The organism is Mycobacterium kansasii ATCC 12478, from assembly GCF_000157895.3.
In the GTDB taxonomy this organism is placed as follows: Bacteria; Actinomycetota; Actinomycetes; order Mycobacteriales; family Mycobacteriaceae; genus Mycobacterium; species Mycobacterium kansasii.
Genome location: NC_022663.1, coordinates 926,974 through 941,110 on the forward strand (window position 1 = coordinate 926,974; position 14,137 = coordinate 941,110).

General features: G+C 67.3%; 14 protein-coding genes. 3 read left to right on the forward strand and 11 right to left on the reverse strand.

Annotated elements, in window-relative coordinates:
* Positions 1-76 precede the first annotated feature (76 nt).
* Genes MKAN_RS03940 through MKAN_RS03950 form a run of 3 tightly spaced genes read right to left on the reverse strand, consistent with a single transcriptional unit; the run spans position 77 to position 2,564 of the window.
* Positions 77-1,261 carry an acyl-CoA dehydrogenase family protein gene (locus MKAN_RS03940; RefSeq protein ID WP_023365371.1) on the reverse strand — a complete coding sequence of 395 codons (1,185 nt, stop codon included), beginning with the start codon at positions 1,259-1,261 and terminating at the stop codon, positions 77-79.
* A 19-nt stretch (positions 1,262-1,280) separates the two neighbouring features.
* Entirely contained in the window at positions 1,281-2,072 is a 792-nt protein-coding gene (locus tag MKAN_RS03945; protein WP_023365373.1) for an SDR family NAD(P)-dependent oxidoreductase, read from the reverse strand.
* 57 nt (positions 2,073-2,129) lie between these two features.
* Positions 2,130-2,564, reverse strand: a complete 435-nt coding sequence (locus MKAN_RS03950) for an SRPBCC family protein (RefSeq protein ID WP_023365375.1) — start codon at positions 2,562-2,564, stop codon at positions 2,130-2,132.
* A gap of 345 nt (positions 2,565-2,909) precedes the next feature.
* Here MKAN_RS03950 and MKAN_RS03955 point away from each other — a divergent pair, with 345 nt between their 5' ends.
* Together MKAN_RS03955 and MKAN_RS03960 are read left to right on the forward strand one after the other, a co-directional pair.
* A complete protein-coding gene (locus MKAN_RS03955; RefSeq protein ID WP_023365377.1) occupies positions 2,910-3,815 on the forward strand; it encodes a haloalkane dehalogenase in 906 nt (301 codons plus the stop codon).
* 17 nt (positions 3,816-3,832) lie between these two features.
* On the forward strand, positions 3,833-4,234 hold the full coding sequence (locus MKAN_RS03960; RefSeq protein ID WP_080674194.1) for a DoxX family protein: 402 nt from the start codon (positions 3,833-3,835) through the stop codon (positions 4,232-4,234).
* A gap of 32 nt (positions 4,235-4,266) precedes the next feature.
* Here MKAN_RS03960 and MKAN_RS03965 read toward each other — a convergent pair whose 3' ends face one another.
* From MKAN_RS03965 to MKAN_RS03990, 6 genes are all read right to left on the reverse strand, one after another.
* Positions 4,267-4,554: a hypothetical protein gene (locus MKAN_RS03965; protein ID WP_023365381.1), complete on the reverse strand. Its 288-nt coding sequence runs from the start codon at positions 4,552-4,554 to the stop codon at positions 4,267-4,269.
* Between the two features lie 104 nt (positions 4,555-4,658).
* Complete coding sequence (locus tag MKAN_RS03970; RefSeq protein WP_023365383.1) at positions 4,659-5,552, reverse strand: beta-ketoacyl-[acyl-carrier-protein] synthase family protein; 894 nt, start codon at positions 5,550-5,552, stop codon at positions 4,659-4,661.
* Positions 5,536-6,636 carry a 3-oxoacyl-ACP synthase III family protein gene (locus MKAN_RS03975; RefSeq protein WP_023365385.1) on the reverse strand — a complete coding sequence of 367 codons (1,101 nt, stop codon included), beginning with the start codon at positions 6,634-6,636 and terminating at the stop codon, positions 5,536-5,538. Before MKAN_RS03975 ends, MKAN_RS03970 begins: the two co-directional genes overlap by 17 nt.
* Positions 6,637-6,665: 29 nt before the next feature.
* Complete coding sequence (locus MKAN_RS03980; protein ID WP_036393270.1) at positions 6,666-7,664, reverse strand: Acg family FMN-binding oxidoreductase; 999 nt, start codon at positions 7,662-7,664, stop codon at positions 6,666-6,668.
* A gap of 130 nt (positions 7,665-7,794) precedes the next feature.
* Positions 7,795-9,315, reverse strand: coding sequence for a bifunctional aminoglycoside phosphotransferase/ATP-binding protein (locus MKAN_RS03985; RefSeq protein ID WP_023365389.1), 1,521 nt, complete (start codon positions 9,313-9,315; stop codon positions 7,795-7,797).
* Positions 9,316-9,374: 59 nt separating this feature from the next.
* Positions 9,375-10,277 carry a universal stress protein gene (locus MKAN_RS03990; protein ID WP_036393070.1) on the reverse strand — a complete coding sequence of 301 codons (903 nt, stop codon included), beginning with the start codon at positions 10,275-10,277 and terminating at the stop codon, positions 9,375-9,377.
* A gap of 243 nt (positions 10,278-10,520) precedes the next feature.
* On the opposite strand from MKAN_RS03990, the gene MKAN_RS03995 reads away from it, so the two are divergent.
* Positions 10,521-11,330 (forward strand): universal stress protein, encoded by an 810-nt coding sequence (locus tag MKAN_RS03995; RefSeq protein WP_023365393.1) that lies wholly within the window; start codon positions 10,521-10,523, stop codon positions 11,328-11,330.
* A 63-nt stretch (positions 11,331-11,393) separates the two neighbouring features.
* Here the strand turns inward: MKAN_RS03995 and MKAN_RS04000 are convergent, their stop codons facing one another.
* Entirely contained in the window at positions 11,394-13,043 is a 1,650-nt protein-coding gene (locus tag MKAN_RS04000) for a GAF domain-containing sensor histidine kinase (protein ID WP_023365395.1), read from the reverse strand.
* 255 nt (positions 13,044-13,298) lie between these two features.
* Positions 13,299-13,955, reverse strand: coding sequence for a response regulator (locus tag MKAN_RS04005; RefSeq protein WP_023365397.1), 657 nt, complete (start codon positions 13,953-13,955; stop codon positions 13,299-13,301).
* Positions 13,956-14,137: the final 182 nt, after the last annotated feature.

A 14,137-nucleotide genomic window follows, 5' to 3' on the forward strand; every position in this document is an offset into this window, starting at 1 on the left:
AATTACCGCACCGCGGGTCGGCTGACCGCCGTCCGGGCGGGCCGGATCGTCATGGCAAAACGGACGCAAAGCGGATTCAGAGGCCGAACTGGTCCTCGATGATGCCCAGCCACACCTGGGCGCAATCGATCGCCACCTTCTCGCTGATGAAGGCGTGCTGGGTCCCGGTGTACATGTCACGGAACGCGCGCTCGAGACGACTGCCTTCGCGGATCGAGCTCGTTCCGGCGACCAGGTGCGCCCACTCCGCGCAGCTACGCGCCGTGTCGGTGGCGAAGACCGCGGCCGCGCGGAGGTCGGCCCGCAACATCGGGGTCAGGTCGTCACCGGCGGCGACCGCGGCTTCGGCGGTGGTGAACGCGTCGAGTACCAGAAGGCGGGCCGCCCGCCACGCCGCGACGTGATGCGCGAGCCCTTTCTGGAAGGTCGGGCGGCTGGCCAATGACGCCATGTCACTCATCCGGTACTTCGTGGCCGCCAGGTCGGCGACGTCGTCGAGCATGCTCTTGGCGACCCCGAGTGCCCACGATGCGTGACCGGCGGCGGTAACGGGCATCAGGCCCATGCGGGTGGCCGGCGAACTCCCCCGGTACGGCTCGCGGGTAAACAGCGGAAACGTCCGGCTGTGCGGCACAAACACATCCTGGGCGCTGTAGTCATAAGACCCGGTTCCCTTGAGACCCTGCACGTACCAGCCGTCGTTGAACTGGATGTCGTCGCGCGGGACCACGGCCACCTGCATGTCGGGGATGCCCTCGCTGATCCAGCGCATCTCGCCGTTGTCCATCGGGAAAAATCCGGCGGCGATGTACTGCGAATGGCCGGTGCCCGAGCCGAAGCTCCACGATCCGCTCAACTGGTAGCCGCCGTCGACGGCGGTCCCCTGCCCGTTGGGGAAGAATTGGCCGCCCATCGTGACATGGTTGTCGTGCGCGCTGAACACCTCGGCGAAGCCGTCGTCGGGCAGGTAGGTCGCGGCGGCGAACCGCGACGGCAGGTTCGCAATCCCGATCCAGCCGAAAGACCCATCCTGCCAAGCCATTTCGATCCACATCTCGATCATGTCAGCCAACGGCGGCTCGACCCCGCCGGCGGCGACGGGACTGAGCGCCGACATCAGCCCGGTAGCCCACATCTCATCGACGATCGGATCGGTCAGCGTGCGCTTGCGCTCGGATTCGGCGGCCTCGGCTCGCACCAGATCCCGCATCCCGCGGGCCAATGCGACGACCCGCCCGCTCGCTTCGGCTGTCGACGTCATGGGGTTCCTATCACTCGTCTCACTCGGGAAAGCCGAAGAGCCGCACGACGCCGTGGTCGCGTCCGGCCGTGTAGCCGCCGTCGACGGCAATGGCCTGACCCGTGACGAAGGATGCCTGCGGCGACACCAGAAAGGCGGCCATGGCAGCGACCTCCTCCGGGCGGCCCAGCCGCCGCAGGGCATGCTCGGCGACGATCGAGGCCTGCGGGTCCTCCATGCCCGGCATACCGAAGACGCTTTCGGTCATCGGCGTGGCGATGAAGCCCGGGCAGATCGCGTTGGCGCGGATGCCGCTCGGCCCGTAGTCGAGCGCAATGTTCTTGGTCAACAACACCACACCGCCCTTGGCGGCGTTGTAGGAGCTACCGCCGGCGGTGCCTTCCAGACCTTCGATGCTGGCCAGGGTGACGATCGAGCCGCGCTCGCCGTCGGCGCGGGGTTGCTCGATCATCCTGGCCAGCGCGGCCTTGGCCACCAGGAAGGTCGCGGTGAGGTTGATCCCGATGACCCGGTCCCACTCGGTCCGCGGCAGCAGGTGGACCGGGCCGCCGCCGGCGACCCCGGCGCAGTGGACGACGCCGTCCAGGCGGCCGGGCACGGCGTCCATGACGGCGGCGACGGCGGCTTCGTCGGTCACGTCGGCCGCAACGAAGGTGAATCGCGGGCCGAGGGTCTGGTGCGGGGCGACGAGGTCGGCGCCGACGACCGAGCCACCTTCGTCCAGAAGGCGGCGGGCGGTCGCCAGACCGATGCCCGAGGCCGCACCCGTCACGACGAATGTGCGCGCACCGGCACGTTCAGCGTGGACCACGGCCGGTCCACTCCGGACGTCGGTGGCCCGCGACCGCGAGCCGATTCTTCGGCACCGCTAGCTTTCGAGCGTCTTCGCGCAGGCGGCCAGGATCGCCAGGAAGCTGGAGCGCAGCAGCGGGCGGGTGACTGCGGCCAGCAGGTTGCCGCCGGCCCGAGCCGGATGGGTGTAGGTGGTCAGCCATTCGACATGGGTACCGTTGCCCGCGGAAGTGAACGTCAACGTGCCACCCTCGTGATTGAACGGCGGAAATGAGCGCACGATGAGGTAGGTGTAGCTGTGCGGCCGATCGAAGGCCGTGATCTGCTCCCGAAACCACGTGCCCAGCGCCACCACTTCACGCACCGCACCCGGCCCCGGCGGAGACGAGTCCTTGGTGTAACCGGCCCGGAGCACCAACGGGGCGGCGGTCAGCGCGTGCGGGTCGGCCAGCCAGTCGAAGACCATTTCCACAGGCGCAGCGATGGTCCGCTCCACGTGAATCTCGACCATGAGATCTCCTGTCTGGCCGCAGCCGCGTACTCCCGCACATGCTAGACGCAGCAGAAATTCCAGCCGGCAAGCGCCCGCGAACCACCGGCACCATGGTCGGATGAACGTCGGGTTCCGCCGCGCCCAAGCAGCTGCCGGCTCCGCGGTGCCGGCGCCACGCTGGTCGCAGGCTTGGCTGTGGTCCGTGAGATACCAACTACAGCAAGGTGTTTCGGTGTCCCGAGATGGGAGATGCGGAGCGTCGCAGGTGCCGGCTGGACCGGCCGGCCCTCCTGCCCGGCGCAGCGGCATGGCAGGCTTGCCGTAGCAGACGCGCTCACCGTCCCGCCCCGAAGGAGCTGACTGATGGATGTCCTGAGAACACCGGATGCCCGGTTCGAAAACCTGGTCGGCTACCCGTTCGCACCGCACTACGTCGATGTTGCGGCAACCGACACCCAGGCGTTGCGCATGCACTACCTCGACGAGGGTCCGACCGACGGGCCGCCGATCGTGCTGCTGCATGGCGAGCCCACCTGGAGCTACCTGTACCGGACGATGATCCCGCCGCTCGCCAAGGCCGGCAACCGGGTGCTGGCACCCGACCTGATCGGCTTCGGCCGCTCCGACAAGCCAACGCGCATAGAGGATTACACCTACCTGCGTCATGTGCAATGGGTGACGTCGTGGTTCGAGAATCTCGATCTGCGCGACGTCACGCTCTTCGTGCAAGACTGGGGATCGCTGATCGGTCTGCGCATCGCCGCGGAACAGGATGCCCGGATAGCGGCGCTGGTGGTGGCTAACGGCTTCCTTCCCACCGCGCAGCAGCGCACCCCGCCCGCCTTCTACATCTGGCGGGCTTTCGCGCGCTACTCCCCCGTGCTGCCCGCCGGCCGCATCGTCGACACCGGCACCGTGCACAAGGTCCCCGCCGAGGTACGGGCCGGCTACGACGCTCCGTTCCCCGACAAGCGGTACCAAGCGGGCGCCCGCGCTTTTCCCCAGTTGGTACCGACATCGGCGGGCGACCCCGCCATTGCGGCCAACCGGGCCGCCTGGGACGCGCTTGGCCGGTGGGAGAAGCCATTCCTTGCCATCTTCGGGAAACGGGACCCGATCCTGGGACGAGCCGACCGTCCGTTGATCAACCACATCCCGGGCGCGGCGGGCCAGCCGCATGCCCGAATCAACGCCAACCACTTCATCCAGGAGGACAGCGGACCGGAGCTGGCCGAACGCATCATTTCCTGGCGGCAGCCTGCGCGATGAGCCCCGGACAGAATTCGATGTCATCGGGGACCGAGCCTGCCGGTACACGGCGTGACCCCGCCCAGATCGCGGCGTATCGGATCGCCGCTCTGCTGATCGGCGTGGGCACCATCCACTTCGTGGCGCCCAAACCTTTCGACGACATCATCCCTGCCGAACTGCCCGGAAACCCGCGGCTCTACACCTACGTATCGGGTGTCGCCGAGTTGGTCATCGGAGCGCTGCTGCTGCCGAGACGCACCCGGCGATTGGCCGCGCTGGCGGCCGCGGGGCTGTTCGTGGCGGTCTTTCCGGGCAATCTCAACATGGTCCGGCTGTGGTGGGACAAGCCCTGGCCGATGCGGATCATCGCGCTGGCGCGGCTGCCGTTGCAGGTTCCGATGATCACCACCGCACTCAAAATCAGCCGTAACAGTTAGCTCCCACACCGGCGGCCGTGTCTGCCGGCGCCTCAGGAATGAACCGAAGTGGTTGCGGCAACCAGAGGTTCGAAGCCCAGCGCTTCGGCCCTGGCGCGAAGACGCGCCATGAATTCGTCATGGCCGGGCGCGTCGCCGTGCGCCGGGGCAACCAGACCGCGAAGCCGCAGCAGCGGCAATTCGTGAAGGACGAAGCCCGGGTCGGTGGGTACCGCGGCCAACCGGTCGATCGCGGATTGGGCTTCCTTGAGATCGGCGCCGGTGCCACGAGCAAGCAGGGATTCGACCATCGCGGTGACGGCCAGCCACCGCCATATCATCTCACCGGAGGTGAAGCTGTCGTCGACGGCCGAACGCGCCAGTTCGATGGCAACTGACGTCCACCCCGGTATCGTGACACTGCCCGCACGCCGGGTCTACATATTCACCCGACGACGCGGGGCGGCTGACGATACAGCGCCGCGCCGGCCGTGACGCCGGCACCCGCGGCGACAAACAGCACTTGGGTGCCCGCGGGCAGGCTCTGCACCTGTCCCTCGAAGGCTGCGGCCAGCGCCGCCGTATGCATGTGCTCGTCATCCGCCACGCGGATCAGGTCGGCCGGCACCCCGAGCCGGTTGCCCAGCGCCGTACGGAACCCCTGCCGTGCCGGGGCGGCGACGATCATGTCGATGGCCGAAAGCCGCACGGAATGCGCGGCCAGGCAGGCCGCCACCGCCTGGGCTGCGGCGGCGGCGAACTGATCATCGATGTCGGCCGACTCGCTGAACCGGAGAACATTACGGGCGTCGGCGAAACCGACGGTGGCGCGGAATGTCTCGTCGGTTGCCCCGTCGTCCAGGTTCGCCCACGACACGCGGCTCAGACCGTAGTCGTCGGTGCTCCAGCCGCACAACAACGCGGCTCCGGCGGCCGAGAAGGGAAAGTGCTCGCTCATCCCGTGTCCCGGATCGGCGTCGCTGGCCACGATCAGCGCGCGATTGATGCTGCGGGTCCGCAGAAAACCGTCGACGATCTGCAGCGCGGTCAACACACCGCAGGCCCCGTTGGCGATGTCGAACGAGAACGTGCCGTGACCACCGGCATGCGGATCCTCGGGGTTGGCCCCGATGTCGTCCTGGATCAGCGCTGCCAGCGCGGGTTCGCCCAGATTCCGGTCGCGATAAATCCCCGCGTTGACCACGAGATCCAGCTCGCCGGGATCGCATCCCGCTCGCTGCAGGCAATCCTTGGCAGCGGCCACGGCCAGGTGCAGCGCGCTGTGCCGATGCAGCAGGCCCGGGTGCGTGAGGTCGACTCGGTCAATGACTGTGCCCATACCGGCTCACCATGTCCTCATCCAGGGTCAGTAAGACGATTCCTATTTCCAGCCCAGAAGCCAGAGCGATCAGCGCGATCCGTTCGCCGGCCGCGACGTGTCCGGCCTCGAGTTCCTCGACGAGCGCCACCGTATGCGTGGTCGACGCCGTGTTGCCGTACCGGTCCACGGTGATCACCGCGTCATGGCGGGGCTTGTCGCCGAACGACTGCGACATTCGGGCCATGCCCTTGCGGATTGCCCGCGCCGACGTCTGGTGGGTGATCACGTGGTCGATGTCGTGAATCGAAATGCCGGCAGTATCAAGGACTTCCTGCAACAGCAGCGGCGTGTTGGCCATCGCGGCCTGGTGGATGGCGCGGGAATTGGTGAACATCCGCGCGCCCGGGTCGTGTCCGCGTGGGTAGGCCAGACACAGCCGGCTGTAGTCGGCGACGGTGGTGAACCCGGCAAGGGCGATTCCCGCCGAGCCGGCGGGTGCCCGCTCCAGCAGCAGGGCCGCGCCGGCATCGCCGAGGGTCAACGAGGCCAACTCCTTGCTGAGGATGTTGCGGATATGGCGCGCCGCGTTGTGGCTGAGCTGTGAGATGTACTCGCCACTGACGACCAGTCCGCGCTCGACCACGCCCTGGCGGATCCAGTTGTTCAAAATCGTTACGCCGGTGAGCATTCCGGCGCACGCGTTGGATACGTCGAACGTCATCGCCCGACGCGCCCCGATGGCGCGGGCAATGGCGCTGCTCATGGTCGGCTCCAGCCATTGGGTCAGGCCGCCGCGGAACTTGGTGATGCTGCAGTTGATCACCACGTCCAGCGCGGCCGGATCCTGCCGCGCGGCGGCCAGTGCGTTCAGTGCCGCGGAGGTGGCCAGGGAGTAGGAATCCTCGTCACCCACCGAGACCCGGCGCTCGTGGATTCCGGTCAGCCGTTCCAGGTCGATGTGGGTGTGGTGACGAGTGGTCGCCATCAATTCGTCTGTGGTGAGATGGGTTTCGGGCAGATGCCGGCCGGCGCCGGCTACCCGGGTGACGAACGGCGCTTGCGGTCCGTTCGCCGTCTCCATTACCAGCCAGTGTCGCGTCATGTGCTGGACCTCCTTCCCGCTGGCGCAGGTCAACGCCGAAACTCGAGTACTTCCGTCACGGGCCGCCGCGCGGTGCGCTCCACGTGCTGGTCGTTGGCCGGTGATCGGCCGAGTCGGATGAGCAGCTGCGGCCGACCCGCAGTCCCGGTGATCTGGGCGATGATGTTGCGGCTCATCGCGATTTCGGTCATATGCGTCAGCGTGCACGTGGCCATGCCCGCCATGGTGCATTCGAGCAGCACGGCAGACATCGCCTCGCCGCAGCGCAACACGTCCAACGGGTCGTCGCTGTCGGTGGACAACACCACGATCTTGGACTGGTCATGATCGATGCCTGGGCGACGCCGCCCGCCGCCGGCCGGCGGAAACGCCCGCGCGATGTCGACCCGGGCCGCTTCCGCGGTGGACACCAGGGCGCCTTCCGGTGCGTGACTGGGGTCTGTTGTGAACGGCGATGTCCACCAACGTAATTCGGATAGGTAGGTGGTGTCGTAACGGCGCAGCGTCTCGGTGAGCCGGGACGCCTCGGCCAGGGCCGGACGCTGCTCGTCGGCCACCACGTCCAGCTGGACGTCATAGGGTGCGACCACCCGGCGCAGCACCGACTCCGCCGCCGTCCACCGGGCGGGCGGGTCGAACGGCAATCGGTCGGTGCGGCGCCGCAGGATGGCCTGCGCCCGGCGCTGCTGCTCTGCCGTGATGGTGTCGGCGTGACGAAATCGCAGTGTCGCCAGCTGGTCCTGGCTTGCCGGGTCGGGAAACCGTTCGGTGGTCGTGTCCCAGCCGGCGACCGACATGGCGACACGCAGGTGATCCAGCACCGCGCCGCAGCTCAACAACAGTTCCCGGCCGGTGTGGTCGGTAGCCGGCATCGAACGGCTGGAGTCGGCCCACAGCTGCAAGGTTGGACCCACCGCAATCCATCGCCATGGCTGGCTGTTGTGCAACGACGGGGCATGACATGCCAGCATCACCGCTTCGCGGATCACCACCGCATCGGGTGCATTGGGCACCGTCGCCGCCGTCATGAGCATCACCCTTCGCCTGTGACATCAACGCTATGAACTTGCGCCGCGCGCGGACAGGGCCGTTGGTCCTCGACGAGAGGGGCCTTGGGCTCGGCTCGTTGCCGCCAGGAGCGGATTTGCGACGGCTGTGCTATCCCGGCGCGCCGGCTCCGGTAGCACCGACCCAGACATCGTGGGCCTCCCGCACCGAGAACTCGAGCGGACGGGAGGTGTCGACCGGATGTGCGGTGTCCCAGCCGTTGTGCTGAGCGGCCAGGGTCGCGGCAATCTGCGGCGTCGCATCGGAATTGCCCGGTTGCCGGGTCCTGACCCGGTCGGCTGCCGTGTCGACCGGCGCCGTGCACAGCAGTTCCACCAGCGGCGAATGTGCTTCGGCGGCAAGGCGATGCGCTTGGGCCCGCAGCTGCGGATCGCGCCAGGTCCCGTCGAGGATCACCGGCCGCCCATTCGCCAGACTAAGACGCGCTCGGCGCAGGGCTACCTCGTAGACGGCCGTGACATTTCGCGGACTGTACAAGCCGGCATCCAACACGCCGGACTCTCCGGCGATGGCGCCCCACTCACGCAGCTGCCGGCGCACGTCGTCGGTTGATATAACCTGAGCCCCAACGCGTTCCGCCAGCGCCCGGGCCACCGTGGATTTTCCGGTGCCCGGGTTGCCGCCGACGAGCGCCAGCCGAACCGCGCCTTGGCGCAGATGCCGGGTCGCTATGGCCAGATGCCGCGCGGCGTCCGCCGCGGACGCCGACTTGCCCTGCGACAGCCGGACACAGTCGACCTTGGCCCGCACTACCGCGCGATAGGCGATGTAGAAGTCATGCAGCGGCTTCGGCGCGGTATCGCCGGAGTGGGCCAGGTAGCGTTCGAGAAAGTACTCGCCAAGGTCGTTGCGGCCCAAGAACTCCAGATCCATGGCCAGGAAGGCTGCATCGTCGATACGGTCCACGTAGCGAAGTTGGTCGTCGAACTCGAGGCAATCGAGCAGGGCCGGACCGTCGGCGACGCAGAAGATGTCGTCGGCAAGCAGATCGCCGTGGCCGTCGACAATGCAACCTTCCGCGATCCGGCGGTTGAACAGAACATCACGGCCGCAGACGAATTCGGCAACCAGCTGCTCGATCTGCCCGATCGACTCGTCGGAGAACACCGTACCCGCATAGCGGCGAAGTTCGGTCAGATTCTCCGTCCAGCGTCGATTGATCGCGCCGGCCTCGCCCTGGGCGTCGATCAGTGGACTTCGCTCGGCATGCTCGTGAAAGCGCGCCAGCACCGCGGCGATGGTGTCCAGTAGCTCGCGAACCGACGTCTCCGACCCGCCGTGCTCGGCCAGCCACGCCAACCGGTCGCTGTCGCGGTAACGCCGCATCACTACGACCGGTTCGGCGGGACCTCCGGCGGGGTCGGAAAGATGCGCGATGCCGAGATAACTGTCGGGAGACAGCCGGCTGTTCAGCTCGACTTCGCGCAGACACGCGCGTTCGCGTTGCTCAGGTGTCCGGAAATCCAGGAAGTCGGTCAACACCGGCTTCTTCGCCTTGTAGGCCCGGTCGCCGGCGAGCACCACTACGCCGGTGTGGGTTTCGTGCACGTCGACGTAGGGCACCCCAGCGGTCGTCGCGGCGTCGGCAGTACCTCTGTCGGCGTTGATCATGGCCTCCCATGCGCTCGTTCCGATTGCTACGGACATCTCGGCGCTGCGGCCAGGACGGCTCAGGACGGACGAGCCACGATCACCGGTGTCCGAACCGAGTGAACCACCGCATTGCTGACCGAACCCAGCAGCATGCCGGTGAATCCCCCTCGGCCGTGGCTGCCCAGCACGACGAGTTGGGCGGTTTGAGCTTGGTCGATCAGCTCGCGGGCCGGCCGGTCGCATACGACGAGCCGATGAACCGTGACGTCGGGATACCGCTCCTGCCAGCCGGCCAGGCGTTCGGCCACGGTCTGCTCTGCTTCGGCCTTGACCGTCGACCAGTCCAGCCCTGGCAGGTCGACAACTTCAAGGTCGCTCCAGGCATGCACCGCCTTCAGCTCCACACCGCGGCGCGACGCCTCGTCGAAGGCAATGGCCGTCGCCAGCTCCGAGACCGGCGAGCCATCGATTCCGACCACGACGGGCGCTTGCGGCAGCTGAGCAGGATGCGCGGGATCGGCGGCCGGGTCTGGGTCGCGGACGACCGCGACCGGACAGGTCGCGCGGCGCAGTAGCGCCGAACCGACCGAGCCCAGGACCGCCCGGGCCACCGCTCCGCGCCCGTAGCTGCCCACCACCACCAACTCTGCTTCGGCGGACAGTTCTACCAGCGTGGGCACCGGCGGCGACCATCTCAGCTCGGTGTGAATGGTGATCTCCCGATGGGCCTGCACGGCCTGCTCGGCGATCTTGACCGCCTGTTCGAGGACCTGACGGCCGTCTTCCTCCTGCCACGCGGCCATGCCCATCGACATCGGCATCTCGGGCCACATCGGCACGGCCGCATTCACCATGTGAACCAAGGTCAGTGGAAGGTGGCGCAGCGTGGCGTCCTGTGCTGCCCACGACACTGCCGCATTCGACGCGGCCGATCCGTCGACGCCGACGACGATGCCAAGACGTTTCATGGTTGCAGACATTCCCTTCTCCCTCAGCCACCACAACGGTAGTGGCGGCGCCGTCGGAGGTCGTGAGGCTTAAGTCCCCAACCGCGTGGCCGTGAGACCTTCGCCACGCCACGCGGCACACCGACGGACCCGGCGGGGACCAACGCCTCGCGAGCAGGGGTCAAACGACCCTGCCGGCGACCCGCGATACGCAATAACCTCGCGAAGAGACGGGTTCCCTGGTCTGCGGGCGGGCCGTCTGATCGGGAGGATGCGATGAATCATCCGCAGTCACGAATAGTTGTGGGCATCGACGGGTCGGACGCCGCGATCAATGCCGCCAAGTGGGCAATTACCGAAGCGATCAGCCGCGACATCCCGCTCCGGTTGATCCATGCGATCCCCCGCGGCGCCGATGTGCCCGCCGGCGACGAGAGTCTGGACGTCGAATACGCCGAAATGGCCCTCCACGGCGCCGCGGCCGCGCTGCATGCCATGGACGAGGCCGTCAAAGTCGAAACCGAGATCGTCCACGGGTCACCCGGCGGCACCCTGATCGACGAATCACGTTCGGCGGCAATGGTTTGCGTGGGGTCGGTAGGTATAGGGCGGGTCGCTCGCAAGCTGCTGGGCTCGACGGCCGAGGCGGTGGCGCGTAAGGCCCGGTGTCCGACCGCGGTCATCCGCACCGGCCATAACGACGTCGTGCCGGATTCGGCCTGGATCGCTGTTGTCGTCGAGGATTCACCGGCCAACGACGCGGTGCTCGAACAGGGCTTCCGGGAGGCGCACCTTCGCGGGGCGCCGATTCTGGCGATGGGTGTCTGGCGCTGGGGTTTGGGTGAGATTCGCTATGAGCAGCTGAATCGTCGGCTCGACCGCTGGGTTGGTCAGTATCGCGACCTCCACGTCCAACCGGCAGCCGCCCGGCATGGGGTCGCCGAATTTCTCGGCAGGACCGAGGAAGCGATCCAATTGGCCGTCGTGGGCAGCGACGACGCCGGCGACGTCGCGCGGATGGTCGGCCCGGTGACATTCCACGTGCCACGCCGCGATGGGCATTCGGTGCTCGTGGTGCCGAACTGACCGCGCCGCCACAGCGGCGGGCCAACCGTTACGGTGACAACGCCACCCGCCGACCAGCCGTCGTCAGCAGTCGCCCAGCGGAGCCGTCCAGTGGACCCGGGTGCCGCCGTCGGGTGCACTGTTGATCTCGCAGCTGCCGCCGAGTTGTTCGGCCCGGTGCTTCATGTTGGCCAGGCCGCTGCGGCGCGAAATGTCGGCGGGCAGGCCACACCCGTTGTCGACGATGTCAAGGCTGAACATGTCGGCGACGCCCACCTCGATGGTCAGCTGGGTAGCGCCCGAGTGACGCAGGGCGTTGCTGACGGCCTCGGTGGTGACCGCTTCGGCGTGGTCGGCCAGTTCGTCGCCGACGGCGGCCATCGGGCCATCGATCTGCACGGTAGTGACGATGTCGCGATGCTCGGTCAGGTCGGCGACCACTGCCTGAATGCGGTGCCGGAAGCCGCCGTCGCGCTCCAGCGGAGCCTTCAGCTGGAAGATGGCGGTGCGGATCTCCTCGATGATGGTCTGCAGATCATCGAGCGTGCGGCTGAGCCGGCCGATCACCTCCGGTGAGCGCGCCCGGGCAAGCGTGCCCTGCAGATCCATCCCGGTGGCGAACAGCCGCTGGATGACGTGGTCGTGCAGGTCGTGAGCGATGCGCTCGCGTTCGGCCAGGATGGTCAGCTGCCGCGCGTCCTCACGGCCGGACGCCAGCATCAGCGCGATCGCGGCGTGGGTGGCGAAATTGCTCACCAAATCCACATAGCTGACGTCGAAGGGCGGCTTGTCGGCGCCGCGGGCAATGGCGATCACCCCGGCGACGTGGTCGTGGGCGCGAAGTGGCATCAGAATCGCAGAGCGTTGTGCGACGTCGGTGAACGCGGGAATTCTGTGGTTGAACGCCTCGGTGATCAACGGTTGGCCGGACCGGAAAACGGTGCCCGTGGTCGAGCCGTCCACCGGGACCCGTTGGCCGACGACCTCGGCGGCATGCCTCCCAACCGCGGCGGAAACAACCAGCGTGTCGATCTCGTCGGGCGGCTGGTCGGCATCGAGCGGAACCAGCACGATCGCCTGTTCGGCATCGGTTAGCGCGCATGCCTTTTCCGCGATCAACCGCAACGGACGCCGCTGCGGCTCGGCGCTGGTCAGCAGTGCGGTCGTGATCTCGCGACTGGCCTCCATCCACTTCACCGCCGTGCGCTCGCGCTCAAGTACCTGCGCGTTGTCGATGGCGACCCCGGCCGCGAACGCCAGCGCGCGAGCCAAGAACTCGTCGGATTCGGAGAAGACCCGCCCGGGGTCGACATGGGTGAGGTAGAGGTGGCCGAACACCGTCCCGCGGATCATGATCGGCACGCCGAGAAACGCGCGCATCGGGGGATGGTGCTCGGGGAACCCGCAGGCAGCCGGGTGCGCGGTCAGGTCATCCAGGCGCAACGCCGGCGTTTCGACGAGTGAGACACCCAGCACCCCCTTGCCGACCGGCAGGTGCCCGATCCGTCGCGCCATCTCGGCGTCTATCCCCTCGTGGATGAACGACAGCAACGTTCCCTCGGGATCACGGACGGCCAGGGCCCCGTAGGGGGCGGCGGTCAATTCCCTGGCCGCGGTGACGATCCGCCGCAGAGTTCCGTCGAGGTCGAGATCCGAGCCGATCTCGACGATCACCCGCAGCAATTGCGCCATTTGGTCACGGGCCGCCAGCAACTCGTCGAGCTGCGCGTGCATCCTGTCCACTAGTCCAGGCTGACCCAACCCCGCAAATGGCGAGCCGCTTTGGTCACTGGCCACCTGATTTGAAACCTTCCACGCCTGTCGGCTTACGACAGCCGGTGTTGTGTCGGCGACAATCGGATGTCGCTGACCAGCTTAACCACCTCGCAGCCATGCAGCCATTGACCTCGGAGCCCACGGTTCGCCGGCCGCGCTGACCGGCGATGATTCCGGCCGAGGTCTTGGCAGAACGGGTCTTGGCAGAACGCATCAGTTGCCGGGCGTTGGCGGCGCAGACCCTTGACCCAGCCTCGAGGCGAACACCGCTGCCTGGGTTCGCCGCTCCATGCCGAGTTTGGCGAGCAGGCGCGACACATAGTTCTTCACCGTTTTCTCGGCCAGAAACATCCGGGCGGCGATCTGCCGGTTGGTCAATCCCTCACTGAGATGTCCCAGCAGCGTGCGCTCCTGCTCGGTCAATCCGGACAGCGGATCATGATGCTCCGCCCCGCCCCGCAGCTTTGCCATCAGCGCTGCGGCCGCCCGGTTGTCCAGCAGCGATTTGCCGGCGCCGACGTCTTTGATCGCCCGGGCCAGCTCCATACCCTTGATGTCTTTGACGACGAAACCGCTGGCGCCGGCCAGGATCGCCTCCAGCATCGCTTCATCGGAGGTGAACGACGTCAGCATCAGACACCGTAATTCGGGCTGATCGGACAGCAGGTCACGGCACAATTCGATGCCGTTTCCGTCGGGCAGGCGCACGTCGAGCACGGCGACGTCCGGCTGCAACGCCGGGATCTTCGCCATTGCTTCGGATACCGATCCGGCTTCGCCGACGATCTCGAGGTCAGGGTCGGATGCGAGCAGATCGGTCAGTCCGCGACGGACGACTTCATGGTCATCGACCAAGAAAACCTTAACCATTGCGAGTCCTTTCAGCTGACCGCGCCAACTCCCAACTATTCCCCACTATTGACCACTATCGCCGATATTGGACGGCGATGTCGGTTGGCATCTCTTTCGTGTCCCTCGGACACCCTGCGCGCCCTGCATGCCGACCCTGGACACGATCGGCGCGGTACGCCGTCACCCGGCGTCGTAGTGCT